This window comes from Flexivirga endophytica, from assembly GCF_014640635.1.
Lineage (GTDB): Bacteria > Actinomycetota > Actinomycetes > Actinomycetales > Dermatophilaceae > Flexivirga > Flexivirga endophytica.
Genome location: NZ_BMHI01000006.1, coordinates 35,387 through 57,706, shown reverse-complemented (window position 1 = coordinate 57,706; position 22,320 = coordinate 35,387). Strand labels below are relative to the sequence as shown.

Sequence of the window (22,320 nt, the reverse complement as noted above, 5' to 3'; positions counted from 1 at the left end):
CGATTGTCGAAAGCCGGCCGACACCTCGGCCCCTGAGTCGTTAGCATCGCGACCAACACCCGAGCCGGCTGCTTCCCCGAACAAACCCGAACAGATCGAGGATCCGATGACCGAGGAGCGCGTCGATCGTCCGCCGACGCCCGGCGTGGTGACCTCCTGGGACGACATCGCCGCCGCCCTCGGCTCGTTGCGGGACTGGGCGGGCCTGCCGTCATACGCTCAGATCGCATCGCGGATGCGGGCGGCCCGCCTCGAACGCGGCGTACCCGCACATGAAGCGGCCATCGGCCGCGTGACCGTCTACGACTACTTCCGCCCCGGGCGGCGGCGGGTGGACGTCGATCTGGTCGTCGAAATCGCACGCGCTCTCGGGGCGTCGGACCAGCAGGCCTCCGTATGGCGCCAGGCGACACGCCGCGCTATGTCCCCCGCTCGGGCGCTGCGCTCGGCCGCGCCCGATGTGGCGCTGCCAGCAGCGCCGGAGGCGTATGTCGGACGGGCGCAGGAACTCGAGGAGTTGCTCGAGTCGGCGGGTCCGACCTTCATCGGCGGGCTGGCCGGCAGCGGCAAGTCGGCGCTCGCGCTGACCGCGGCACACCGCATGATCGCATCGGGTGACAGCACCACCGGCCTGTATGTCGATCTGCTCGGCGCGGGCCCCGAGCCCGCTGATCCGCAATCGGTGCTCCGGGCGTTCCTGCACGCGCTCGGCGTGCAACCCGATGTGGACGATCGGGCGGGCGCGTTCGCCGCAGCGCTGCGGACCCGTCCGGTCGTGCTCGTCCTGGACAATGCCGCGTCGACCGAGCAACTCGTGCCGTTGCTGCCGCCCGACGGCAGCGCTCGTGTCATCGTGACCTCCCGGCATGCACTGCCCGGCCCGTGGCAACGGTCGATGACGGTGCACGAGCTGGACGATGCCGAAGCCGTCGAGCTGCTCACCCACCTGTCCGCGCGGCGCGCGTCGACCGAGGCGGACAGAGCCGCGCTCGCCGACCTCGCGACACTGGCCGGCGCACTACCGCTCGCCTTGACGATCGTCGCCAATCGCCTTCGCACACATGCTGATTGGGAGCTGAGCGAACATGTGCTGGCCTATCGCGAACGGCTCGACCTGCTGCAGTCGGACGCCGACCTGGTCGGTGCTCTCAGCGTGAGCGTCGATGCGCTGCGCGCTGCCGAACGACGGTGCTTCCTCCTGTGCTCCCTGCACCCCGGTGCAGACTTCTCGGCCGAAGCCTGCGCCGCCATGCTGGACGTGGACGAGCCCAGTGCGCGCCGCGAGATCGGGCGACTCGAGGAGCGTCACCTGGTGCGGGAAGCCGTGCCCGGACGATGGTCGATGCACGACTTGGTCCGCGCCTTCGGCGAGCGCCGTGCGATCGGGGAGCTGAGTCCCAGTCACCGCAACCGAGCAGTCGAGCGCCTGTTGCACCACTACCTCGACGAGTGCGTGGCTGCCGTCGCCGCCACCAAGCCGCACGCAGTCGGTGACTGGTTCTGGCTCGACGAGCCTCCCACCGCGATGCAACCCCTGGAAGACGCACGCCGGTGGTTCGATCAGGAGTATCGCAACGTCGCGGCCGCGGCGGCCTGGGCGGCCGAGCACCGACCGGCCCTGGCCGTCCGGCTCGCAGCAGCCGCATCCTGGCCGCTGTGGGATCGTGCCGATCTCGACCTGACGACCAGCATGCACCGCACGGCCTTGCAGTCGGCCGAAGCGACCGGCGACGTGCCGAGTCGCGCATTGGCACGACGTCTGCTCGGCCTGACACTGGTCCGCGCCGCTCGCTTCGGAGATGCCGAGCCGTTGCTGGCGCAGTCGGCTGCGCTGCACCACGAGACCGGCGACGCCCGCGGCGAGGTCGCATCGCTCAACGGCCAGGCGATCGTCGCGACCCTGACCGGCCGGTATGACGACGCGCTGCCCATGTTGCAGCGCATCGTCACCTTCTACGACGACCAGCCGATGACCGCCGACAACGCGGACCGGCTCAGCGTGGCGCTCGGCAATCTCGCTGTCGCGCAAAGCCGTTCGGGCAACCACCCCGAGGCGATCGAGCTGGTGCGCCGCGCTCTCGAACTCGCCGTCGTCCACGGGTGGACACAGCGTGAACTCAACGCACAGAGCAACTTGTCCGAGATGCTCGCCGAGGAGGGACGCTTCGCCGAGGCCGAGATCGCCGCGCGGCGGGCCCTCGACCTCGCGCACAGCGAGCACGACGAGATCACCGAGATCTACGCACTGACCAACCTGTCGACCGCCGTCGCGGGCAGCGGTCGTATCGCGGAGGCGCAACAACTCGGGGAACAGGCGCTGCAGCAGGCGCGGGCCGCCGATGCGCCGGACACACTGGCCTCGGTGCTGAACAACCGCGCCGACCAACTCGTCGCAGCCAACGACGCCGACACCGCACGCGATCTCTACCGAGAGGCGCTGTCCGTGGCCTCCGGCATCGGTGAGGAACTGGAGATCGAGCGCGCCCGGGGTGGGCTCAGCGCCCTCGACGCCGAGTAGGTGCTCGCCGCCACCGGGAACGCCAGCACCGTTGCTGCCAACACGACCATCACCGGGTATTGACCGATGAGCTGGTCCGACAGCCAATAGGTCATCAACGTCACGATCGCGGCGCACGCCAGCACTCTGCTGAGTATGCCGACGACGAGCGCCAGGCCCAGCAGGGTCTCCCAGGCCGGCACGATCAGCCCGAAGAGACTCGGTGCACGGCCGAGACTCTGGGCCAGTAAATCGCTGAATACCCCTGGCACGCGTGAGTTCTGCTTCGCGCTGTCCACCACGAGGAGTATGTCGGCGCGCCCGAAGTGTGCCCGATATTTCGTGACGCCTTCGCGCACCCACAGCAGACCGAGCACGACCCGCACCGCGCCACTCAGCGCCGGGGCGACCCAGGCCAGTGGGCGCCCCAGCGCCGTCGTCATGAGCTCAGCGCGGCTGCACCGAAGACCGCCTTCGCCTTGTCGCAGTGCACGACCAGGTCGGTGAACCCGGAGGCCTGCACGTCCCTCAGGTCGAACGTCTGGGTGGCCTTGTCGAAGGACACCTTGCCGAGTTCCTTGCCCTTGCCGACCGCCGCCTCGTCGGTGCCGTTGGCCAGGTAGAGGTGCAGGTCGGGACCCTCGTCCGAGGAGAAGCCGGACAGCTTCACCGTGTGGCCCTCGACCGTGACCTTGCCCGCGACGTGCTTGCCGTTCAGCCCCTTGAAGGTTCCGTGGCCCATGGCGTCGGCCATCATCGACTTGCCACTCGACATCCCACTCGACATCCCACTCGACATCCCACTCGACATGGGAGCGCTGGAGGACATGGCCTTGTCACTCGACATCTTCGACGGCGTCGACGACGCAGCCGAGCCGCCGCCGTCACTCGAGCCGCATGCCGTCAGTGCGAGCGCAGCGATGGCGAATCCGGTGCCGATGAAGGCTTTTGAACGCATGAGGTCTCCTCGTTGGTCATTCTCGGCCGCCTGTTCGGCAAGCCCCTTGGCAGAAACCGATCGAAGCAGCGCGTGTCATCGGGAGCCGTGGATCTTTCATCGCCGTAAGGAAGGCGGCCGGATCAACCCCCGGTGGGTAACGTCTTCGTCATGGAGAGCAGATCCCGCGTCATGATCGTCGAGGACGACCCGACCGTGCGCGGGGTCGTCGGCGACTACTTGCGGTCGAGCGGTTACGACGTGTCCTCCTTCAGCGACGGTGCTCGCGCCCGCGATGCGCTGGCCGAGCACCTGCCCGACGTGCTGATCGTCGACCGGATGTTGCCGGGTGTCAGCGGCGACGACCTGTGCCGAGACGTGCGTAGCCGCTCCGACATACCCGTCATCATGTTGACGGCGCTAGGCGCTGTGGACCATCGCATCAGTGGTCTCGAGCACGGAGCCGACGACTACATCGCAAAACCGTTCTCGATGAAGGAGCTTCAGCTCCGAGTGGCCGCTCAACTGCGTCGTCACTCTCCGTCGGCGCCGGCCGAGCCCTTCACCGTCGGGGCATTCCGCATCGACCCCGGTCACCGTCGTGTATGGCGAGACAACGACGAGATCGCGCTGACCACAAGGGAATACGAGTTATTGCTGTTCTGCGTGCAGCGACCGGGCGAGGTGCTGACCCGCAACGACATCCTCGGCGAGGTCTGGGGCTGGACGTTCGGCGACGCCTCGACGGTCACCGTGCACGTCCGACGGCTCCGGGAGAAGATCGAACCGGAGCCTCGTTTCCCGGTCTACCTGCGCACCGAGTGGGGCGCGGGCTACCGCTTCACGCCCTACGGAAAGGGCTGACATGCTCACCGTGCCGGACCTTGCGCTGATCGTCCTCACCGCGGCGATCTGCACCGCGCTCGTGACCGCGCTGGCCGTGGCCGTGTTGCGTTGGAACTCAAAGGGTTCCGTGGCCTCGCAAGTCACCATCGTCGTTGCCGCCGCGGTGCTGTCGATCGTCGCGTCCGTCGTCGCGGTGGTGCTCGAGATGTTCGTCTCGTCCCACGACCTGACCGTGCTGTGTTGGATCGTCGGCGTCTCTGCGGTGGTCAGCCTCACCGCCGCCTGGGTGACGATGCATCAGACCGTGGGCAGGTCGGTGCGCAGCCTGGTCGAGTCGGCCCGGCGGATCGGCGACGGCGACGTGCTCCAGCCGCAGACACCGGGGCTGAAGGAGTTCAACGAGCTGCATTCCCAGCTCGCCGAGTCCTCCACCCGGCTCGCCGCAGCACGCTCGGAGGTCGACAAACTGGACGCGGCACGTCGGCAGTTCTTCGCCTGGATCTCGCACGACCTGCGCACGCCGCTGGCCGGAATGCGTGCGATGACAGAGGCTTTGGACGATGGGGTCGCCCCGGACAGGGAGGCTTACATCCGCACGATCCGCACCAAGGTGGACACCATGACCGACATGGTCGACGACCTCTTCGAGTTGTCGACGCTGCAGAGCGGCACGCTTCGACTCGAGCCGGAGCTGGTCGTGTTGCTCGACCTGATCTCGGACGCGGTCTCCGACATACAGCCGGCCGCTGCGGCGCGTGGAGTGTCCATCGTCGAGCATGGCGTCGAAGGACACATGCTGTGGGCCGACCCCCGCGAGCTCACCCGCGCGATCGGCAACCTGCTGGCCAACGGTGTGCGTCATGCCCCGGACCACTCGGAGATCGTGATCTCGGCGCACACGAGCGACGACCACCACCTGGTGCTCAGCATCATGGACCATGGCAGCGGCGTGGACGTCGAGGACCTGGGCCGGATGTTCGACGTGGGCTGGCGGGCGAACGCCGCCCGAACCACTGACCACGGGACGCACGGAGCGGGTCTCGGCCTGGCGATAGTCCGCGGCATCGTCGAAGCGCACGGGGGCGAGATCCATGCCGAGCACGTGCCCGACGGCTTCCGGCTCAGCGTCACCCTCCCCACCACCATCGCGAATGACGGCTCCCTCGGCGAGTGACGGCCCAATTGGACCGTCACTCGCCGAAGAAGCCGTCAATCGGCGGAGAAGGGCTACGAGAAGTCGAGGGCCAACTCGTCGAGGACGGGGGCGTCGACGGTCTCCGGAGGTGTCGAGGGCGCCTCGGTCTCACTGTGCGCGCCGCAGCCGTGGTCGAGCGAGACGACCTTGCCGTCGGACGGCGACCACTCACCGGCGCAGACGCCGAACACCTGACGCAGCGCGCCGGGCATCGGCAGGAAGAAGCCACAGGTCGAGCAGTGCGCCTTGGCCTGCGCGGCAACCTCGGCACGAGGGCCGGCGTCACCGTCATACCAGCGCTGTGCGGCGGCGTCACGGCCCTCGGCGGACAGCACTCGCGGGCGGCCGAGACCCAGCTCGAAGAACGCCACCCGGTCGACGTCCTCCTCATCGGTGGCCTCGAAACCGGCCTCCAGGTAGGGATCCTCCTCGACATACGGACGCTCGTCGCCGGCGCCGATGTCGCCCGGGGCGAGGCGCTCGACATACGGGACCCAGTCGGGAGCGAGCACTGCCGCGTCGGTCGGCAGCAGGTTGGTCTCGCAGACCGTCGCGTACTTCTGGCGGGGAGCACGCGCGACCGAGATGGCCCAGTGCCAGCCCACATAGCCCGGCGAGGTGCACTCGAAGTAGTGCATGACGATCCGTTCGCCAAGCATCACGGCACCGACGTGCTCGCCGACGGTGCCCGGCTCGGCGATGCTGATCGCCGCTTCGCGCGCGAGGTCGATCGCGGCGAGCAGCACCTTGTCGGTCTTCGCCTTCTTCTGCGTGGGAGCCACGTCAGACCTCCAGATCGTCGGCGACAGCGCGCAGCACGGACACGACCTTGTCCGCGTGCCGCTTGTCGGGGTAGCGGCCACGGCGCAGGCCGTTGCCGAGGTCGTCGAGCAACTTGATCAGGTCCTCGACGATCATCGCCATGTCGTCGGCGGGCTTGCGGTGGCGCGCGGCGAGGGACGGGGACGCGTCGCGCAGCGTGACGCTGAGCGCCTGCGCGCCGCGACGGCCCTCGGCGACCGAATAGTCGATGCGGGTGCCGGCCTTGACCGATGTGACACCGGCCGGCAACGCGCTCGAGGGCAGGAAGACATCCTGCCCGTCGTCGCCGGAGACGAACCCGAAGCCCTTGTCCGAGTCGAAGAACTTGACCTTGCCGGAAGGCACGTGACACCTACTTGATTGTTGCGGTTGTTCAGGGGGAAGCGTGGCCCGCGTGTGCGCGATGCTTGCGGCGCAAGATTAACCCGTCAGCGGCGATTCGATCGAATCGTTTGCCATCCGGGAGAGGTCACTTCGCCGCGGGCGCTCCCGCGGCCAGATCGGCCAGGCGTGGCACCAGCTCGGCGAGGTCGTCCACGACGACGTCGGCGCCGGCCGCGAGCAGCGCGGCGGCATCTGTCGGACCGGTCGTGACACCGACCGCACGGACGCCGGCCGTGCCGGCTGCGTGCATGTCACCGCTGTGATCGCCGATGTATGCCGTCGCATGGTGCTCGCTCAGCGGGCCCGCCTTGTCATGACCGAAGAGGTCACCGACCACGATGTCCGGTGTGATGCCGACGTGCTCCAGCACGGCCTGCACCGCGGCGGGATTCTTGGCGCTGACGACCAGCACCTTGCCGCCCGCGGCGTGGATGGCATCGACGAGATCGCGGGCACCGGGGAGCAGCACCGTCACCTCGATGGCCTGCACGAGGTAGTCGGCCCGGTAGTCGGTGGCTGCGTCCTCGACCTGGTCGTCCGGCAGGAACAGCGCCAGGTTGTCAAGCAACGGTGCACCGATCAGCGGCCACAGCTGCTGTTCGGTGGCTGTCACGCCACGTGTCCGCAGCGTGCGCTGCATGCAGTCGACGATTCCCTGTCGGGAGTCGACGAGGGTCATGTCGAGGTCGAATCCGACGACGAGCCGGTCAGCGTCATACACGGCGTCATACACGACGCGAACGATACGTCAGCGGCGATAGGGGTCGTCGGGGTTCCCCGGTGGGTATGGCGGTTGTTGTCCGTGCGGCTGCCCGCCGCCGGGTCCGTAGCCCGGCCAGCCCGCGGCGGCGGCCTTGGCGCGGGAGCGCTCCTGCCCCGACTTGACCAGCTTGATGATGCCGACGATCAGCAACACCACGCCCGCCATGAACGCGAGCACGCCGATGCCCAGACCGATGCCGAGCGGCACCAGCACACGCCGCGCCACGTCGTCGGCCACAGCGGAACTGATCACCTTGGCGCGATGATCGCTGCAGTCGATCGCGTAGTCACCGGCACCGACCGGGTGGAAGGTGCCGGCCCGCGTGTAGGCGGTGCCGCCCCAGTCCATCGACAGTCGGGCGGTGCCCTGGTCCACGGTGATCCGCCGGTCACCTGGACCGGTGACGTCGCAGGCGGGCAGCGGTTCGCCGGTTTCGTATCGTCCTTCGACCAGGATCGTCTGATCGTCGACGCCGGTCAGGTGCACCGTCCTGCCCGGCTCGATCCACGCGGTGTCGCTCACGGCGTTCATGCCGCCGGAAACACCCTTCCAGATGCCGATGCCGGCAGCGGCGGGCGCGATGAGCAGCATCAGCACCGCGCCGATGATGGTCAGCGCGAGACCGCGTCGTTTGGGCACCTGCATGGTCGTCTCCCGGTTGCCGGTGTGTGGAGCTGTCAGCAGACCACGTGGCCGTCGGTCACGTCCACCGGATCAGTATTTGGTGCTGACGGATCGGTTCGACTGGGAGTTCCAGAGAGCCGCATATCGGCCGCCCCGCGCCAGCAGATCGTCGTGCGTGCCGCGCTCGACGAGGCGACCGCCGTCGAGGACGACGATCAGGTCGGCGCCCTGGATGGTGGACAACCGATGCGCGATCGTCAGCGTGGTGCGCCCGCGGCTGACCTCGTCCAGTGCGAGTTGTACGGCGCGCTCGGTCGTGTTGTCGAGTGCGCTGGTGGCTTCGTCGAGCACCAGCACGGCGGGGTCGCGCAGGATGGTCCGGGCGAGCGCGATGCGTTGCTGCTCACCGCCGGAGAAGCGGTGCCCGCGAGCGCCGACGAGGGTGTCGTAGCCGTCCGGTAACGCTGTGATGAGGTCGTGGACCTGGGCCGCGCGAGCGGCCTGCTCGATCTGCTCGTCGGTCGCGTCCGGCGATGCGTAGCGCAGGTTCTCGCGGATCGTCGTGTGCAGCAGGTAGCTCTGCTGCGAGACGACACCGACCAGCGCGGAGACGTTCTGCAGGGTCATGTCCCGCAGGTCGACACCGTCGATGCGCACCGCCCCGGCGGTCGGGTCGTGCAGGCGGGAGATCAGTCCGGCGAGGGTGGACTTGCCCGAGCCGGTCGCGCCGACGAGGGCGACCTGCTTGCCGGCGGGCAGCTCCAGGTCGATGTGGTCGAGCGCGTTGCGGTCGGCTCCGTCATACCGGAACGTGACGTCGGTCAGCGTCACGTCGCCCTGGGCCGTGCCCGGGTCGACGGGCGTCGGGTCGGCCGGATCGTCGATCGTCACGGGCATGTCGAGGAACTCGAAGACGCGGCTGAACAGCGCCATCGAGGTCACGACCTCGGCGCCGACGTTGAGCACGCCGAGCATCGGTCGGAACAACGCCGACTGCAGCGCTGTGAAGGCGACGAGCGTGCCGATCGTCATACCGCCGCTGGTTGCCGGCAGACCAGCCGCCAGGTAGATCAGCGCGGGTATGGCGGAGAACACGATCGCCATGGTGCCCATCCGCCAGCGCCCGGCCATCTGCGACTGGAGCTCGAGTTCGGTGAGTTCCGAGGAAGTTTCGTGGAATCGGTGGGACAGCGCCGGGCCGGAGCCGACCGTCTTGGACAGGATCACCCCGCTGATCGACAGCGACTCCTCGATCTGGGTCTGCATGTCGGCCAGGGCGCGTTGGGCACGGGACTGGATGGTGCGGCGCAGTCGGGCGACGCGACGCGTCAGCCAGATCGCCGGCGGCAGGACGAGGAGGCTGAGCAGGGAGAGCCGCCAGGAGAGCACGACCATGGCAGCAGCGGTGCCGACGGCGGTGGTGATGTTGGTGGCGACCGAGGTCGCGGAGTTGGTGACGACGCCCTGCATGGCGTTGACGTCGTTGGTCAGCCGGGACTGAACCTCGCCGCCGCGGGTGCGGGTGAAGAACCCGAGCGGCAGGCGCTGCAGGTGGCTGAAGAGGTCGGTGCGCAGCCCGTGCATGACCTGCTGGCCCATCTTGGTCGACAGCCACGTCTGTATGACGCCGAGTGCCTGCGTGACGATGGTGACGGCGAGCATGCCGCCGACCAGCATCAGCAGGAGCCGCACGTCCTGGTGCGGAATGGCATCGTCGATGAGGTGCTTGGTCAGGAACGGCGTGACCAGTCCGATCGACGAACTGATCACGATGATGGCGGTGACGACGGAGAGCGGGCGCCGGTGCGGGCCGAAGAGTGCAGCGATCCGGCGAAGCGGGACCGGATGTTGCTCGAGCTGGGCGACGTCGGCGGGGTCCTTCTTACGGCTCGCGCGGACGCTCGGCGGCGGTCCGCCACGGCCGCCGCCGGGAGGGCGGGTGCCGGGAAGTGTGGTGGTGGCCGTCATACGGCAGCACCTGCCTTTCGATCGGAAGCATTGGTGAGGTTACCTCACATTCCTGTAACCACACCGACCGCCGAACCATTCCCGCACGCCCGCATCCTCAGGCCGTGTGCACCTACTTCCGCGCCGACGGGCCCGCGATCGCCCCGCGCAGCGTGCCGAGGGTCCGCGCGAGCACATCGAGCGCGCGCGGCGTCAGCGGCGCGCTCAGCAGTCGCTCGAGCTCCTCGTCGAAGACCGGACCCGCACGCCGGACGAGCGCCTCGCCAGCGGGAGTCAGCACGACGATGGAAGATCGCCGGTCGGCCGGATTGGACTCGCGCGCACACCATCCCGACCTCTCCAGCCGGTCGACGGCCTGACTGGCCCCGCCGACCGTGATGGCCACCGCGCGGGCAATGTCCTGGACACGGCAGGCCGGCGTGGCGTCGATCACCAACAGGGCGTTGAGACTGCCCAGGCTCAGATCGCACTCGGCCTGCAGGCGCTCGTCGACCGCCGCCCACAGCATCGTCTCGAACCTCACCAGGTCGTCGAAGACCTGGCGCAGCTGGGCAGTCTCCGTGTTCATCCAGGTAGATTAACACGCAGTAAGTTGTTACTAATTTAATTAGTGCTAATCTATATCTCGTGAGCCGGCACGCAGCCGACCCCACCTCACGAACAGGAATCAGCCATGACCCTCCAACAACGCCAATTCGTCGACCAACTGCTGCGCAACGCGCCCTTCGACCTCGGCGGCGACCTCGCCGTGCAGCGTCCACTCCTCGAAGGCTTGCTCACCGAACAGCCCCTGCCCTCGGATGTCCTCACCAGCTCCGACGAGCTCGGTGGCGTGCCGGTGGCCCGGGCGACCATCGACGGTGTCGAACCGCGCGGCGTCCTCTTCCACATCCACGGCGGCGGCTTCGCGCTCGGCTCGGCCGCCGGCTCACTCGGACTCGCCTCCGATCTCGCTCGCCGCACCGGCATGAGCGTCGTGTCGGTCGAATACCGGCTCGCCCCTGAGCATCCGTTCCCTGCCGGACTGGACGACGTCAATGCCGCCTACCGTGCCCTGCTACGGAGCACCGACCTACCCGTCGTCGTCAGCGGCGAGTCCGCCGGTGGCAACCTCGCCGTCGAGTTGCTCGTCGCAGTCAGGACCGCGGGGGTGACGATGCCCAGGGCTGCCGTGCTGATGTCCCCGATGACGGACCTCACCGCCGGGGGCGCGAGCTTCGCGAGCAAGTCCGAACTCGACCCCAACATCACCGCTCAGGCCATCCACAACCGGGTGGGCGACTACCTCGACGGCACCGGCACGGCACCGACCGACCCACGGGTCAGCCCGGCGTTCGCAGACCTGCGCGGGCTGCCGCCGCTGCTCATCCAGGCCGGCTCGCACGAGGTGTTGCTCGACGACGCGACCGCCCTGGCAGTCAAGGCCGCGGCCGACGACGTCGCCGTCACCCTCGACATCACGCCCGGCGTCGCGCACGTCTTCCAGGCGTTCGCGGCGATCCTCGGCGAGGGTGACGCTGCCCTCGACCGGGTCGCCCGCTTCGTCGAGGAGCAACTCAGCGCGCGGAACGAACCCGCGGAGCAGCCTGTGGCCGTGGCCGGCTGACCACCGCCGGCCGGCCTCCGCCGGCGCAGCGGTGGTGAGGTTGCCTCACCTTGATGTAACCCCGTCCGAGCGCCATACACTGCCCGCATGGACGACCAGCCGGAGTTGTCGCTCTCCCAGCTCGTGCTGCACACCTCGCGCGCCCTGCGGCGCGCGAGCCGGAGCGAGTTGGAGCCCTTCGGGCTGACGCCGAGCCAGTCGCGCGCGCTCGGCGTGATCGAACGGTATGGCGAGCACCCGCCACGGTTGAGCGATATCGCGGCGCGGCTGGACATCGCGCCCCGCTCTGCCACGGAGGTGGTCGACGGGTTGGAGGGACGTGGACTCGTACGCCGATCACCCGACCCGACCGACCGACGCGCGGTGACGATCACCCTGACCGACGAAGGATGGGCCTTACGTCGACGGGTCGCGCGGGTGCGCGCACAGAAGGGTGACGAGTTCTTCGGGCACCTGACCGACGAGCAGCAGCAAACGCTCGCCGACCTGCTGCGCCGGGCCCTCGAGCCGCACCACCGGCACTGAAGCTGCCCGCAGATCGACCGGACAGGATACGCACCGACCGGACACCGAAATCGGCTTCGGAACAGCTGATTTTCGTATCCCCTCAGGCTGTTTCCTGTCCGCTCGGTCAAGGTTTCCGGTAGGGCGGGTAGTCGATGAGCCCCTTGTCATCGCCACCGAAGAAGGTGGCCGGGTCGGCCTCGGCAAGCGGCTGTCCGAGCCGGAGCCGCTCGACGAGATCGGGATTGGCAATGTAAGCGCGGCCGAAACTGACGAGGTCCGCACCCAGGCCCAGCCAGTGGTCGGCCGACTCGCGATTGGTGGGCACCGGACCGTATGGCGATTCACCCCGCACCAGCCAGGTGCTGGGGTTGACCATGAAGGCGCCGTCCCAGCGTCGGCGCAGAGCCAGCATGGTGGTCTCGTCAGCGGTCGCCTCCAGGTGCACGTAGGCCAGATCGAGCCTGTTGAGCTCGGCGAGCAGGGCGTCATACAACTGCGGGACGTCTTCCTCGGTCACGTCCCAGAGCCCGGCTCCGGGTGACAGTCGAATGCCGGTCCGACCGGCGCCGATCGCGTCGACGGTGGCCTCGACCGCCTCCACCGCGAACCGGATGCGGCCCGCGATCGAGCCGCCGTAGCGGTCGGTGCGCAGGTTCGCGTTCGAGGAGAGGAACTGCCCGATCAAGTAGCCGTTCGCGCCGTGCAACTCGACGCCGTCGAAGCCGGCACCGATCGCCCGGGTCGCCGCCTCGGCATACGAGCCGGCCTGTTCCGGGACCTCGCCGGTGGCCAACGCCCGCGGCACCGGCGCGGGCTTCATCCCGTCGGGAGTGAAGATGGATCCGTTGATGGCGACCGCCGAGGGTCCGACCGGCTGCACCCCGGTGACGAGCTCGTGGCCGACCCGACCGCCGTGCATCAGCTGGGCGAAGATCCGCCCGCCGTTGACGTGGACGGCGTCGGTGACCGGCTTCCAGGAGACCGCCTCCTCCTCGGTCCGCAGGCCGGCAGCTCCCGGGTTGGAGGTGCCGACGAGATTGGGCTGGATCCCGTCGGAGATGATCAGCCCGGCATCGGCCCGCTGGGCGAAATAGGTGGCCATGCGCTCGGTGGCGAGCCCGTCGGCGGTGCCGCGGACCCTGGACATCGGCGCCATCACGACACGGTTGGGCAGGCTGAGGTCGCCGACGCGGTGGGGCTCGAACAGATTGGTCACGGTGCTTCCTTCTGGTGCGATTCGTCCGGTACGTCGGCTACGCTAAAACCTCACATTGACGTCAGAGGCAAGTCATGACGCCCTGATGTGACCAAGGCAACAACCAGGCCATGGGGGTATCGAAATGCGGATCGGCGAGCTGGCCGAACGAACCGGCGCCAGCGTGCGATCGCTGCGCTATTACGAGGAGCAAGGACTGCTCACGTCCGAGCGCAGCACGTCAGGGCAGCGGCACTACCCGGAGGAGGCGGTCGACCGTGTCGCGCTGCTGCGCCGGCTGTATGGCGCGGGGCTGACGAGCCGCGTGATCACCGAGTTGTTGCCCTGTACCTACGCGCCGAGCATCGAAAGCAGTGACGACGCGTTCGAGCGGATGCTGACCGAGCGCGCGAAGCTCAATGCGCACATCGACGAGTTGCGCACCACGCTGCGCGCCCTCGACGAGGTGATCTCGATGAATCGGCGGTGGCGCGCCGAGAATGCGACAGACAGCGCCACCGCGAGCTAGAAGCGGTCAGGGCACAAGAGGCGGTCCGGATAGAGGTCGATCTCAGCGAGCATCTCGACCATCGACCCGCAGTGGAACTGAAATCCACGCGCATAACGCCCCCACCGGCCGGTGCGCGGCGCATACCAGTAGAGCCCCCACTGCTGCTCTTCCTCGTAGTAGCGCAATTGCCAGACCTTCCGGTGCGTCCAGCCACCGTCGCCGCTCCAGTTCGGTCGCGCCTCGGACAGCGTCACGAAGGTTCCACGGATGTGGCACTCGATCCGCACCTCGCGCCGGTCACGCGGTGGCACCTTCGACTCACACCAGCGCTGCAACCGCGCGAAGTCGGTCTCCGGGATCTTGCGCCGCCACGCCATACGGCTCAGAAGTACCAGGGGAACGGCGACCAGTCGGGGTCGCGCTTCTCCAGGAACGAGTCGCGGCCCTCGACGGCCTCGTCGGTCATGTACGCAAGCCGGGTCGCCTCACCGGCGAAGACCTGCTGACCCATCAGCCCGTCGTCGGTCAGGTTGAACGCGAATTTCAGCATCCGCTGCGCCGTCGGACTCTTGCCGTTGATCTCGGCGGCCGCCTGCAGCGCCTCGTTCTCGAGCTCGGCGTGGTCGGCGACGATGTTGACGGCGCCCATCCGCTGCATCGCCTCGGCGTCATACGTGCGACCGAGGAAGAAGATCTCGCGGGCATTCTTCTGCCCGACCATCTTCGCAAGGTATGCCGAGCCATAACCGGCGTCGAACGATCCGACGTCGGCATCGGTCTGCTTGAAGCGAGCGTGCTCGCGGGAGGCGATCGTCAGGTCGCACACGACGTGGAGCGAGTGCCCGCCACCCGCGGCCCAGCCATTCACTACTGCGACAACGACTTTCGGCATGGTGCGGATGAGACGCTGCACCTCCAGGATGTGCAGCCGGCCACCCTGTGCCTTGACCCGTGCGGCGTCCACGGTGTCGGCGGTCTCGCCCTCGGCATACTGATAACCCGAGCGGCCGCGGATGCGCTGGTCGCCGCCGGAGCAGAACGCCCAGCCGCCGTCCTTCGCGCTCGGGCCGTTGCCGGTGAGCAGCACGACGCCGACGTCGGGCGTCATACGGGCGTGATCGAGTGCGCGGTAGAGCTCGTCGACCGTGTGCGGCCGGAACGCGTTGCGCACCTCGGGGCGGTCGAACGCGATGCGCACAGTGCCCTGCTCCGGGCCGGGCCGGACACACCGGTGGTAGGTGATGTCCGTGAAGTCGAAGCCTTCGACCGGCTCCCACGCACTTTCGTCGAAGATTTCACTGATCTGACGCTGCTCACTCACCCGGCCAAGGGTATGACTACCGTCGTCTTCCGTGAGCGCCACACCGTCCCTGGACACCCTGCTGTCGACCATGCACGTCGTCAGCATCCCGATGCAGGTCCGCTTCCGAGGCGTGATGCACCGCGAGATCGCTTTGTTCGCAGGGCCGTCCGGCTGGGGTGAGTTCTCACCGTTCCTGGAGTATGACGCGCCCGAGGCCGCCCGCTGGCTGGACGCCGCGATCGACGCGGCGTGGGGGTCGTGGCCCGCGCCGCTGCGCTCGTCCGTGCCGGTCAACTCGACCGTGCCCGCCGTCGAAGCGTCCGAGGTCTCCGCCGTCCTCGCGCGGTATGACGGCTGCCGCACCGCCAAGGTGAAGGTCGCCGAGCGTGGCCAGGCGTTGACCGACGACGTGTCCCGCGTCGCGGCCGTGCGCGATGCCATGGGTGCCGACGCCTTCGTGCGGATCGACGCCAACGGCGGCTGGTCGGTGGACGACGCGGCATCCGCGATCGCGGCGCTGGCGCCATACGGGCTGGAGTATGTAGAGCAACCGTGTGCGACGGTCGAGGAGCTCGTCGACCTGCGAAAACTGCTGGCACGCAATGGCATCGACGTGCTGATCGCCGCGGACGAGTCGATCCGCAAGGCCGAGGACCCGCTGCGGGTGGCGCGGCTGGGCGCGGCCGACGTCGCCGTCGTGAAGGTCGCACCGCTGGGTGGAGTCGCAGCCGCCCTCCAGATCGCGACCGACGCCGGACTGCCGACCGTGGTGTCCAGCGCCATCGACTCCTCGGTCGGCATCGCGTCGGGTGTCGCGCTGGCGGCTGCCCTACCCGAGCTGCCGCACGCCTGCGGACTGGGCACGCTGGAGCTGATGGCCGGCGACGTGGTCGCGGATTCGCTTGTGCCGCAGCGAGGTTCGATTGCGGTGCGCCGCCCGGAACCGGTCGCGGCGCTCCTGGAGGAACGCCGCGCTCCGGAGGACCGGCAGGCATGGTGGCGTGATCGAGTCGCCGCCTGCTTCGCACACCTCACCCGACACTGACGGTCGGATTGACGGCTGACGGTCCAATGCGACCGTCAGCGGTCAACCGGACCGTCGGGGATTGCGATTGTCCAATTATATAAGCACTGTTACATTTACTGAATGCCCGAGAACGATCTGCTCGACAGCAGCTACTACCGCCCGCTCTTCCAACTCATGCACTCCCTGGACCAGGACATCGAACGGCTCTACACGTCGCGCGGGAAATCGGTCCGCAGCCGCTCCGTCGGTCCGTTGATCTCGCTGTCCCGCTTCGGCCCGATGACGGTGAAGGACCTGGCGATCGACCGGGAGGTCTCGCACTCCGCGATGAGCCAGACCATCAGCGGGCTCACCCGCGACGGCCTGGTGCGCCTCGATCCCGGCGACGACGCCCGCACCCGGGTCGTCTCGCTGACCCCCGCCGGTGAGGAGATCGCACCATTGGTGCGTGCCGAGTGGCGCGCGACCGAGTCGGTCCTGCGAGCACTGGACGACGAGATCGCGCAGCCACTCATGCGCGCCGTCGAGGACCTCAAGGCGGCGCTGGAGAAGAAGCCGTTCCACGAGCGGCTCGAGGAGGCGCTCGAACAACGCCTGAAAACCGGTGCCGAGCAATGAAGGTCCTCGCGGACATCACCCCGCTGCGCACCTGCCCCGCGTTCCGCAACCTCTGGCTGGGCGGCGCGGTCTCCGCCGTCGGCGGGCAGTTCAACAGCTTCGCCGCCATGTATGCCGTCTGGCATCTCACCGGATCATCACTGATGGTCGGCCTGCTCGGGCTCGCATCCGGTGTGCCGCTGGTCGTCATCGCGCTCGTCGGCTCGATGTTCATCGACGGCGTCGACCGAGCCGCACTCGCCCGCCGGGCGACCGTCGGCCAGTTCGTCACCAGTCTGCTGATGGCGTGGGCGGTGCTGGCGGAGCAGGTCGCCATACTCATCACACTGACCGCCGTAGCGGCTGCGCTCGGGGCTCTGTCCGGGCCTGCCCGGCGAGCGCTCACCCCGTCAGTGGTCGGCCGAAGCGAGCTGGCGGCGGCATACGCGTTGACGTCATTGGCCTTCCAGGTCTCGATGCTGATCGGTCCGGGACTGGCGGCACTGGTCGCGACGTGGTTCAGCCTGCCGGTCTGTTTCCTGATCGACGCCGCGACCTTTCTGGTCGCGCTCGCCGGACTGCGCGGCCTGCACCGCCCACCCGAGGACGCCTCCGCCGACCGTGGGTTGCGGGCAGCTGTTGCCGGATTCCGTTTTGCCGCAAGGGAGCCCGTGGTGCGCGGTGCGTTGTTGTGCGATCTGGGCGCGACGTTCCTCGCCATGCCGTTCGCGCTCTTCCCCGCGCTCAACGCCGACAACTTCGACGGCACCGCACAGACGCTCGCGTGGTTCACCACCGCGGTGGCGGTCGGCGGCGTCTCCGCGTCGGCGCTGAGTGGAGTGATCACTCATCGCCCCCGACCGGGCCTGGTGATGGTGACGTGCTCGATCGTCTGGGGCGCCGCACTGGTGATCGCCGGCACGTCGCATCTGCTGCCGCTCACGCTGGGGATGCTCGCGGTCTGCGGGGCCGCGGACACGTGGGCGGTGACCAGCCGCACCACCCTGGTGCAGTCCGCCACCCCCGATCGCTTCCGGGGCCGCCTGAGCGCTCTCGAGCAGGTGGTCGGCACAGGTGGACCCAACCTTGGCAACTTCCGAGCCGGTGCCGTCGGCAACGTCATCGGTGCCGGCCCTGCGATGGCACTCGGCGGGCTGACCTCGATCCTCGCCGTGGCCGGGATCGTCGCAAGCGGGCGGGAGATGCGCGATTACACGCTGCCCACCGCGGCCCCCGTCGAGACATCGGCGGGCGCCACCGGATAATTCAGCGGCGAACGGCACGTGCCGCTGCCTACGCTGCCCGCATGGACCCACACCGACTGGACGCGACAGCCGCGGCCTGCAAGGACCTGATCAACTCCCGATTCCCCGACGACGAGGATCGCGGGGCGGCTGCGATGCTGCTCGCGGACGGCACCATCCTCACCGGCACCGCGCCGGATGCCGTCAACCCGTCGGTCGAGGCCTGCCACGAGATCGAGCCCTACGCCGGAGCGTTCCGCCTGGGCCGGCCGGTCGTCGCGTCGATCTGCCTGCACCGGCAGCCCGGCGGCCGCACCATCGTGCTCAGCCCGTGCGGTGTATGCCGTGAGCGTCTCGCCGTCCACGGACCGCACGTGTTGGTTGCGGTGGCCGGACGGCCGGATCCGACCGAGATCGTCTGGAAGCCGCTGAAGGACGTGCTGCCGGACTACTGGATGACGGCCTTCCCGGACGAGGTCGATCCCGGATGGTTGGACTGAGCTCGACCGGAGCCACTCAGACGGGCGCGCCGTCCCAGGCCGACAGCACGTCGGCAGAGATGGCCTGGCTGCCGGACGCGAGCAGCGGCGAGCGGGTCGTCGTCGGGTCGTAGGTCGCGCCGTCGTCATACGTCGTGACACCGCCGGCCTCGGCGACCAGCAGCGAACCCGGCGCGTGGTCCCAGGGCATGACGGAACCGTAAAGCACGTAGTCGCAGGCATTTTCGGCGAGTTTCGGGTAGTCGATGCCGCAGCTCGCCCAGGTCAGCTCCAACGGTGAGAAGTCTCCGAGCGCAGTGCCGACCCGTGCACGACGGGACGTGCGCCCGCGCGGGTTCTGCTCGTCGCGGGTCGGGATCTCCAGGCGGCGATCACCGCACCAGGCGCCGGCGCCACGCTCAGCGACATACGCGAGCTTGTGCTCGGGCTGCCAGATCCAGCTGCGCACGACCTCGCGGCCGCGCAACTCGGCAACCATCACGGCGTAGTCCTGCGAGCCGTGCACGAAATTGCGGGTGCCATCGACCGGGTCGATCGTGAACCAGTGGTCGGCGTCCCCGGCCGCGTGCAGTGCGGCACTGTCCGCGGAGACGGCCTCCTCGCCCACCAGCAAGGCGTCCGGGTATGCCGCCGTCAGCCGCCTGGTGATCTCCACCTCGGCCTCACGATCGGCCACCGTGACCAGGTCTCCGGGATTCTTCTCCATGACCTCGGAGTCGGCGAGGGCCCGGAAGCGGGGCTCGATCACCGCTTCGGAGACCTCTTGCAGCAGGTTCAGGACCTCGTCAGTCTGCACGTGTCCCACTATGCCGGGTCGGGTGCCGACGCAGGTTGGGCGGGTCCACACCGACCTCGGGGACGACGCGCGATCAGCGTTCTTGTGCGTCCTCGCGGTAGAGCTTGTGCGCGGCCGCTTGGGCGCGAGGGCGCACCACGAGCTGGTCGATGTTGACGTGCTCCGGGCACGTTGCGGCGAAGGCGATGCAGTCCGCGACGTCCTCCTGGGACAGCGGATTGCGCACTCCGGTATACACTTTCGCGGCCTTCTCGGCATCGCCCCGGAAACGGACCAGGGAGAACTCGTCCGACTCCACCAGACCGGGGAGGATCTCGCACACGCGCACCGGCTGGTCCCACAGCTCCAGTCGCAGCGACATCATCATCGCGTGCTCAGCGGCCTTCGCGCCGCAGTAACCGGCTGCACCCTCGTAGCTGACGAGGCCGGCCGTCGAGCCCACCGTGACGATGACGCCGTGCGCCGCACGCAGCGCGGGCAGGCACGCCTGGATCGTCGAGGCCGCACCGATGACGTTGGTCTCGAACATCGCGCGCCAGTCGTCGAAGTTCGCATCCGCCACGGGGTCGGTCCCCAGCGCACCGCCGGCGTTGGCGACCAGGACGGCGATCTGCTCCCCCGCCGCCTCGGCGAGCGCGCCCACGTCCGCGGCCTTCGTGACGTCGCAGGTGACCGCACGCCCGTCGATCTCCGCCGCCAGCTCCTCGATCCGCTCGGTCCGGCGTGCCGCGCACACCACCTCGAAGCCCTCGGACGCCAGCTTGCGGGCGGTCGCGCGGCCGATGCCACTGCTCGCCCCGGTCACCACCGCGATCGGACGGGTCATCACACTTCTCCTCGGTCGACAGTCGTTGGCGCGAGCCCGGCCAACGCCGGTTCGCTCGACGTTCACGATAGAGCGATGGAGTGTCGGCCTACCCTTGGTGGGTGCCAGACCTGCAGCCGTTCGCCGTCGGCGACCTGACCGCCTACCGCGCCGCCCTCGCCGCCGCTCTGGACGGCAGTGGACCCGCCATCGCCCCGTATGCCGACCGCGCGGCACCGGATCTTGCACCTTTCGCCGGGCTGCCCGACGGGCTCGCACTGGTGGTCAGCACGTCCGGCTCGACCGGCAGTCCCAAACGCGCGATGCTGACCCGTGATGCGCTCGTCGCGAGCGCCGACGCCACCCACGAACGCCTCGGGGGGCCCGGTCAATGGCTGCTGCCGATGCCGGCACAACACATCGCCGGCACCCAGGTGCTCATCCGCAGTCTCCGGGCCGGCACGACGCCGGTGACGCCGCAACACTTCGGAGTCCGCGAATTCATCGCTGCCGCAAGGAAACTCACTCACGAGCGGCGCTACACCGCTCTCGTCCCGACCCAGCTGCACCGCTTGTTGGACGCCGGTGACGAGGCTCGAGCCGCCCTGGGCTCGTTCGACGGGATCCTGCTCGGCGGCGCGGCAGCCGACCCCGGAATGCTCGAGGACGCCGAGCGGCTCGGCGCGACGGTGCTGACCACCTATGGCTCGAGCGAGACCGCCGGCGGGTGCGTCTACAGCGGAGAGCCGCTCACCGGGACCACTGTCGACATTGCGGACGACGGCCGGATCACGTTGTGCGGCAACACGATCGCTTCCGGTTACCTCGGAAGGCCGGACCTCACCGCCGCCACCTTCGGGCGGCGGGCAGACGGGATACGCACGTTCCGCACCGACGACATCGGTGTATGGCGCAACGGTCGACTCCAGGTCGTCGGCCGCATCGACGACCTGATCAACACCGGCGGGGTCAAGGTCGCGCCGCGGATCGTCGAGACCGCCGCGACATCGCACACCGACGTGCTCGAGGCGGTCGCGCTGGGTCTGCCCGACGAGGACTGGGGTCAGGCGGTCGGTCTCGCCATACGCGCCCGGAATGCTTTGTCGTTGGAGGACATACGTGAACACCTGCGCGGCCGTGTGCCGTCATACGCATTGCCCAAGCGGTTGCTGCTGGTGGATGAGATGCCGCTTCGCGGGCCCGGCAAGCCGGACCGCGCGAGTCTCGCGACCGCGCCGGGATGGCAGACTCTGAACGTTCACCAGCAGGCCGACTGACGGCCGCCCGCCTCCTCGAAAGTGTCCCGAAGACGCCCATGGCCACGCTCAACGAATGGATCGCCGGTTCCCGGCCTCGGACCCTGCCCGTCGCCGTCGCACCGGTCGCGGCCGGCACCGGAGCGGCATACGCATTGGACAACGGCAATCCCGGCTACGCACTGCTCGCCCTGTTGGTGTCCCTGCTGCTGCAGATCGGCGTCAACTTCGCCAACGACTACTCCGACGGGATCCGCGGCACGGACGACAGCCGAGTCGGGCCGGTGCGCCTGGTCGGCCAGGGACTCGCGCAGCCGTCCAGCGTCAAGACCGCGGCGTTCGCCTGCTTCGGCGCCGCTGCACTGTGCGGCCTGGCGCTCGTCGCGCTGTCCGGCACCTGGTGGCTGCTGATCGCCGGTGCGCTCGCGATCGTCGCCGCGTGGAAATACACCGGCGGCGAACACCCCTACGGTTACATGGGACTCGGCGAGATCTTCGTCTTCGTCTTCTTCGGCCTGGTCGCGACGCTCGGCACCACCTACACGCAGGCCGGCTCGATCGACCTCAGCGCTGTCGCTGCCGCGGTCGGCATCGGCGCGATCGCCTGCGCGATCCTGGTGGTCAACAACCTGCGCGACATACCTGGCGACACCGTATCCGGCAAGCGCACCCTGGCGGTCCGGATCGGCGACGCCGCCACCCGCAAGCTCTTCACCGCGATGTTCGCGGTCGCGTTGGTCGCGGCGGTCGTCGCCGCCATCCAGCATCCATGGGCGATCATCGCCCTGATCGGCCTCGTGCCGTCGGCACGTTCGGTGCGCACCGTCAACCACGGTGCCACCGGCCGCGACCTCATCCCGCCACTCGCCACCACCGGCATCACGATCCTGGCGTATGGCGTCCTCTTCGGCCTCGGGCTGTTCCTGAGCCGATAGCC

General features: G+C 68.8%; 25 protein-coding genes. 12 read left to right on the top strand and 13 right to left on the bottom strand.

The genetic code is table 11. The features are described from left to right. Window positions 1–106: 106 nt before the first annotated feature. Window positions 107–2,518: a tetratricopeptide repeat protein gene (locus IEX71_RS18640; RefSeq protein WP_188838585.1), complete on the top strand. Its 2,412-nt coding sequence runs from the start codon at window positions 107–109 to the stop codon at window positions 2,516–2,518. Here the strand turns inward: IEX71_RS18640 and IEX71_RS18635 are convergent. Beyond that, window positions 2,425–2,940: a DoxX family membrane protein gene (locus IEX71_RS18635; protein WP_188838584.1), complete on the bottom strand. Its 516-nt coding sequence runs from the start codon at window positions 2,938–2,940 to the stop codon at window positions 2,425–2,427. The genes IEX71_RS18640 and IEX71_RS18635 overlap by 94 nt on opposite strands. After that, window positions 2,937–3,455 (bottom strand): DM13 domain-containing protein, encoded by a 519-nt coding sequence (locus tag IEX71_RS18630; RefSeq protein ID WP_188838583.1) that lies wholly within the window; start codon window positions 3,453–3,455, stop codon window positions 2,937–2,939. Before IEX71_RS18630 ends, IEX71_RS18635 begins: the two co-directional genes overlap by 4 nt. A gap of 150 nt (window positions 3,456–3,605) precedes the next feature. Between IEX71_RS18630 and IEX71_RS18625 the strand changes: the two genes are divergently transcribed. Then, window positions 3,606–4,298 carry a response regulator transcription factor gene (locus IEX71_RS18625; RefSeq protein ID WP_188838582.1) on the top strand — a complete coding sequence of 231 codons (693 nt, stop codon included), beginning with the start codon at window positions 3,606–3,608 and terminating at the stop codon, window positions 4,296–4,298. A 1-nt stretch (window position 4,299) separates the two neighbouring features. Continuing rightward, window positions 4,300–5,454 carry a sensor histidine kinase gene (locus IEX71_RS18620; RefSeq protein ID WP_188838581.1) on the top strand — a complete coding sequence of 385 codons (1,155 nt, stop codon included), beginning with the start codon at window positions 4,300–4,302 and terminating at the stop codon, window positions 5,452–5,454. Between the two features lie 53 nt (window positions 5,455–5,507). Here the strand turns inward: IEX71_RS18620 and IEX71_RS18615 are convergent, their stop codons facing one another. The 6 genes from IEX71_RS18615 to IEX71_RS18590 all read right to left on the bottom strand — a co-directional run bounded on the left by IEX71_RS18615 (window position 5,508) and on the right by IEX71_RS18590 (window position 10,604). After that, window positions 5,508–6,257, bottom strand: a complete 750-nt coding sequence (locus tag IEX71_RS18615) for a DUF3027 domain-containing protein (RefSeq protein WP_188838580.1) — start codon at window positions 6,255–6,257, stop codon at window positions 5,508–5,510. Between the two features lies 1 nt (window position 6,258). After that, window positions 6,259–6,642, bottom strand: coding sequence for a cold-shock protein (locus tag IEX71_RS18610; RefSeq protein WP_188838579.1), 384 nt, complete (start codon window positions 6,640–6,642; stop codon window positions 6,259–6,261). 124 nt (window positions 6,643–6,766) lie between these two features. Then, on the bottom strand, window positions 6,767–7,414 hold the full coding sequence (locus tag IEX71_RS18605; RefSeq protein ID WP_188838578.1) for an HAD family hydrolase: 648 nt from the start codon (window positions 7,412–7,414) through the stop codon (window positions 6,767–6,769). A gap of 15 nt (window positions 7,415–7,429) precedes the next feature. Continuing rightward, entirely contained in the window at window positions 7,430–8,089 is a 660-nt protein-coding gene (locus IEX71_RS18600; protein WP_188838577.1) for a hypothetical protein, read from the bottom strand. Between the two features lie 69 nt (window positions 8,090–8,158). Next, on the bottom strand, window positions 8,159–10,036 hold the full coding sequence (locus tag IEX71_RS18595; RefSeq protein ID WP_188838576.1) for an ABC transporter ATP-binding protein: 1,878 nt from the start codon (window positions 10,034–10,036) through the stop codon (window positions 8,159–8,161). Window positions 10,037–10,148: 112 nt separating this feature from the next. Continuing rightward, window positions 10,149–10,604 carry a MarR family winged helix-turn-helix transcriptional regulator gene (locus tag IEX71_RS18590; RefSeq protein WP_188838575.1) on the bottom strand — a complete coding sequence of 152 codons (456 nt, stop codon included), beginning with the start codon at window positions 10,602–10,604 and terminating at the stop codon, window positions 10,149–10,151. A gap of 105 nt (window positions 10,605–10,709) precedes the next feature. Here IEX71_RS18590 and IEX71_RS18585 point away from each other — a divergent pair, with 105 nt between their 5' ends. Continuing rightward, window positions 10,710–11,642, top strand: a complete 933-nt coding sequence (locus tag IEX71_RS18585; protein ID WP_188838574.1) for an alpha/beta hydrolase — start codon at window positions 10,710–10,712, stop codon at window positions 11,640–11,642. Between the two features lie 87 nt (window positions 11,643–11,729). Further along, entirely contained in the window at window positions 11,730–12,167 is a 438-nt protein-coding gene (locus IEX71_RS18580; RefSeq protein ID WP_188838573.1) for a MarR family winged helix-turn-helix transcriptional regulator, read from the top strand. Between the two features lie 106 nt (window positions 12,168–12,273). Here the strand turns inward: IEX71_RS18580 and IEX71_RS18575 are convergent, their stop codons facing one another. Then, window positions 12,274–13,365, bottom strand: coding sequence for an alkene reductase (locus IEX71_RS18575; RefSeq protein WP_188838572.1), 1,092 nt, complete (start codon window positions 13,363–13,365; stop codon window positions 12,274–12,276). Window positions 13,366–13,489: 124 nt separating this feature from the next. On the opposite strand from IEX71_RS18575, the gene IEX71_RS18570 reads away from it, so the two are divergent. Then, on the top strand, window positions 13,490–13,873 hold the full coding sequence (locus IEX71_RS18570; RefSeq protein WP_188838571.1) for a MerR family transcriptional regulator: 384 nt from the start codon (window positions 13,490–13,492) through the stop codon (window positions 13,871–13,873). Here IEX71_RS18570 and IEX71_RS18565 read toward each other — a convergent pair. Beyond that, window positions 13,870–14,232: a DUF3024 domain-containing protein gene (locus IEX71_RS18565; RefSeq protein ID WP_188838570.1), complete on the bottom strand. Its 363-nt coding sequence runs from the start codon at window positions 14,230–14,232 to the stop codon at window positions 13,870–13,872. The two genes, IEX71_RS18570 and IEX71_RS18565, sit on opposite strands and share 4 nt — an antisense overlap. Before the next feature lie 5 nt (window positions 14,233–14,237). Next, on the bottom strand, window positions 14,238–15,176 hold the full coding sequence (locus tag IEX71_RS18560) for a 1,4-dihydroxy-2-naphthoyl-CoA synthase (protein ID WP_188838569.1): 939 nt from the start codon (window positions 15,174–15,176) through the stop codon (window positions 14,238–14,240). Window positions 15,177–15,207: 31 nt separating this feature from the next. Between IEX71_RS18560 and IEX71_RS18555 the strand changes: the two genes are divergently transcribed. The 4 genes from IEX71_RS18555 to IEX71_RS18540 all read left to right on the top strand — a co-directional run bounded on the left by IEX71_RS18555 (window position 15,208) and on the right by IEX71_RS18540 (window position 18,526). Beyond that, on the top strand, window positions 15,208–16,203 hold the full coding sequence (locus IEX71_RS18555; RefSeq protein WP_188838568.1) for an o-succinylbenzoate synthase: 996 nt from the start codon (window positions 15,208–15,210) through the stop codon (window positions 16,201–16,203). 102 nt (window positions 16,204–16,305) lie between these two features. Then, window positions 16,306–16,803: a MarR family winged helix-turn-helix transcriptional regulator gene (locus tag IEX71_RS18550; protein ID WP_188838567.1), complete on the top strand. Its 498-nt coding sequence runs from the start codon at window positions 16,306–16,308 to the stop codon at window positions 16,801–16,803. Next, window positions 16,800–18,047 (top strand): MFS transporter, encoded by a 1,248-nt coding sequence (locus IEX71_RS18545; protein WP_188838566.1) that lies wholly within the window; start codon window positions 16,800–16,802, stop codon window positions 18,045–18,047. The genes IEX71_RS18550 and IEX71_RS18545 overlap by 4 nt, the downstream gene beginning before the upstream one ends. 41 nt (window positions 18,048–18,088) lie before the next feature. Further along, window positions 18,089–18,526, top strand: a complete 438-nt coding sequence (locus IEX71_RS18540; RefSeq protein ID WP_188838565.1) for a cytidine deaminase — start codon at window positions 18,089–18,091, stop codon at window positions 18,524–18,526. A 16-nt stretch (window positions 18,527–18,542) separates the two neighbouring features. Here IEX71_RS18540 and IEX71_RS18535 read toward each other — a convergent pair whose 3' ends face one another. Both IEX71_RS18535 and IEX71_RS18530 read right to left on the bottom strand, forming a co-directional pair. Beyond that, a complete protein-coding gene (locus tag IEX71_RS18535; protein ID WP_188838564.1) occupies window positions 18,543–19,322 on the bottom strand; it encodes an inositol monophosphatase family protein in 780 nt (259 codons plus the stop codon). Window positions 19,323–19,395: 73 nt separating this feature from the next. Further along, entirely contained in the window at window positions 19,396–20,148 is a 753-nt protein-coding gene (locus tag IEX71_RS18530; RefSeq protein ID WP_188838563.1) for an SDR family oxidoreductase, read from the bottom strand. A 101-nt stretch (window positions 20,149–20,249) separates the two neighbouring features. On the opposite strand from IEX71_RS18530, the gene menE reads away from it, so the two are divergent. Together menE and IEX71_RS18520 are read left to right on the top strand one after the other, a co-directional pair. Next, the gene (gene menE / locus IEX71_RS18525; RefSeq protein WP_188838562.1) at window positions 20,250–21,404 is read left to right on the top strand and encodes an o-succinylbenzoate--CoA ligase; all 1,155 of its coding nucleotides are present in this window, start codon (window positions 20,250–20,252) and stop codon (window positions 21,402–21,404) included. A gap of 38 nt (window positions 21,405–21,442) precedes the next feature. Next, window positions 21,443–22,318, top strand: a complete 876-nt coding sequence (locus tag IEX71_RS18520; RefSeq protein ID WP_188838561.1) for a 1,4-dihydroxy-2-naphthoate polyprenyltransferase — start codon at window positions 21,443–21,445, stop codon at window positions 22,316–22,318. Window positions 22,319–22,320: the final 2 nt, after the last annotated feature.

Coding starts and splice junctions, on each gene's coding strand:
- IEX71_RS18640 (WP_188838585.1), top strand. CDS start 107: ATGACCGAGGAGCGCGTCGATCGTCCGCCGACGCCCGGCGTGGTGACC.
- IEX71_RS18635 (WP_188838584.1), bottom strand. CDS start 2,940: ATGACGACGGCGCTGGGGCGCCCACTGGCCTGGGTCGCCCCGGCGCTG.
- IEX71_RS18630 (WP_188838583.1), bottom strand. CDS start 3,455: ATGCGTTCAAAAGCCTTCATCGGCACCGGATTCGCCATCGCTGCGCTC.
- IEX71_RS18625 (WP_188838582.1), top strand. CDS start 3,606: ATGGAGAGCAGATCCCGCGTCATGATCGTCGAGGACGACCCGACCGTG.
- IEX71_RS18620 (WP_188838581.1), top strand. CDS start 4,300: ATGCTCACCGTGCCGGACCTTGCGCTGATCGTCCTCACCGCGGCGATC.
- IEX71_RS18600 (WP_188838577.1), bottom strand. CDS start 8,089: ATGCAGGTGCCCAAACGACGCGGTCTCGCGCTGACCATCATCGGCGCG.
- IEX71_RS18595 (WP_188838576.1), bottom strand. CDS start 10,036: ATGACGGCCACCACCACACTTCCCGGCACCCGCCCTCCCGGCGGCGGC.
- IEX71_RS18590 (WP_188838575.1), bottom strand. CDS start 10,604: ATGAACACGGAGACTGCCCAGCTGCGCCAGGTCTTCGACGACCTGGTG.
- IEX71_RS18585 (WP_188838574.1), top strand. CDS start 10,710: ATGACCCTCCAACAACGCCAATTCGTCGACCAACTGCTGCGCAACGCG.
- IEX71_RS18580 (WP_188838573.1), top strand. CDS start 11,730: ATGGACGACCAGCCGGAGTTGTCGCTCTCCCAGCTCGTGCTGCACACC.
- IEX71_RS18570 (WP_188838571.1), top strand. CDS start 13,490: ATGCGGATCGGCGAGCTGGCCGAACGAACCGGCGCCAGCGTGCGATCG.
- IEX71_RS18565 (WP_188838570.1), bottom strand. CDS start 14,232: ATGGCGTGGCGGCGCAAGATCCCGGAGACCGACTTCGCGCGGTTGCAG.
- IEX71_RS18550 (WP_188838567.1), top strand. CDS start 16,306: ATGCCCGAGAACGATCTGCTCGACAGCAGCTACTACCGCCCGCTCTTC.
- IEX71_RS18545 (WP_188838566.1), top strand. CDS start 16,800: ATGAAGGTCCTCGCGGACATCACCCCGCTGCGCACCTGCCCCGCGTTC.
- IEX71_RS18540 (WP_188838565.1), top strand. CDS start 18,089: ATGGACCCACACCGACTGGACGCGACAGCCGCGGCCTGCAAGGACCTG.
- IEX71_RS18530 (WP_188838563.1), bottom strand. CDS start 20,148: ATGACCCGTCCGATCGCGGTGGTGACCGGGGCGAGCAGTGGCATCGGC.
- IEX71_RS18520 (WP_188838561.1), top strand. CDS start 21,443: ATGGCCACGCTCAACGAATGGATCGCCGGTTCCCGGCCTCGGACCCTG.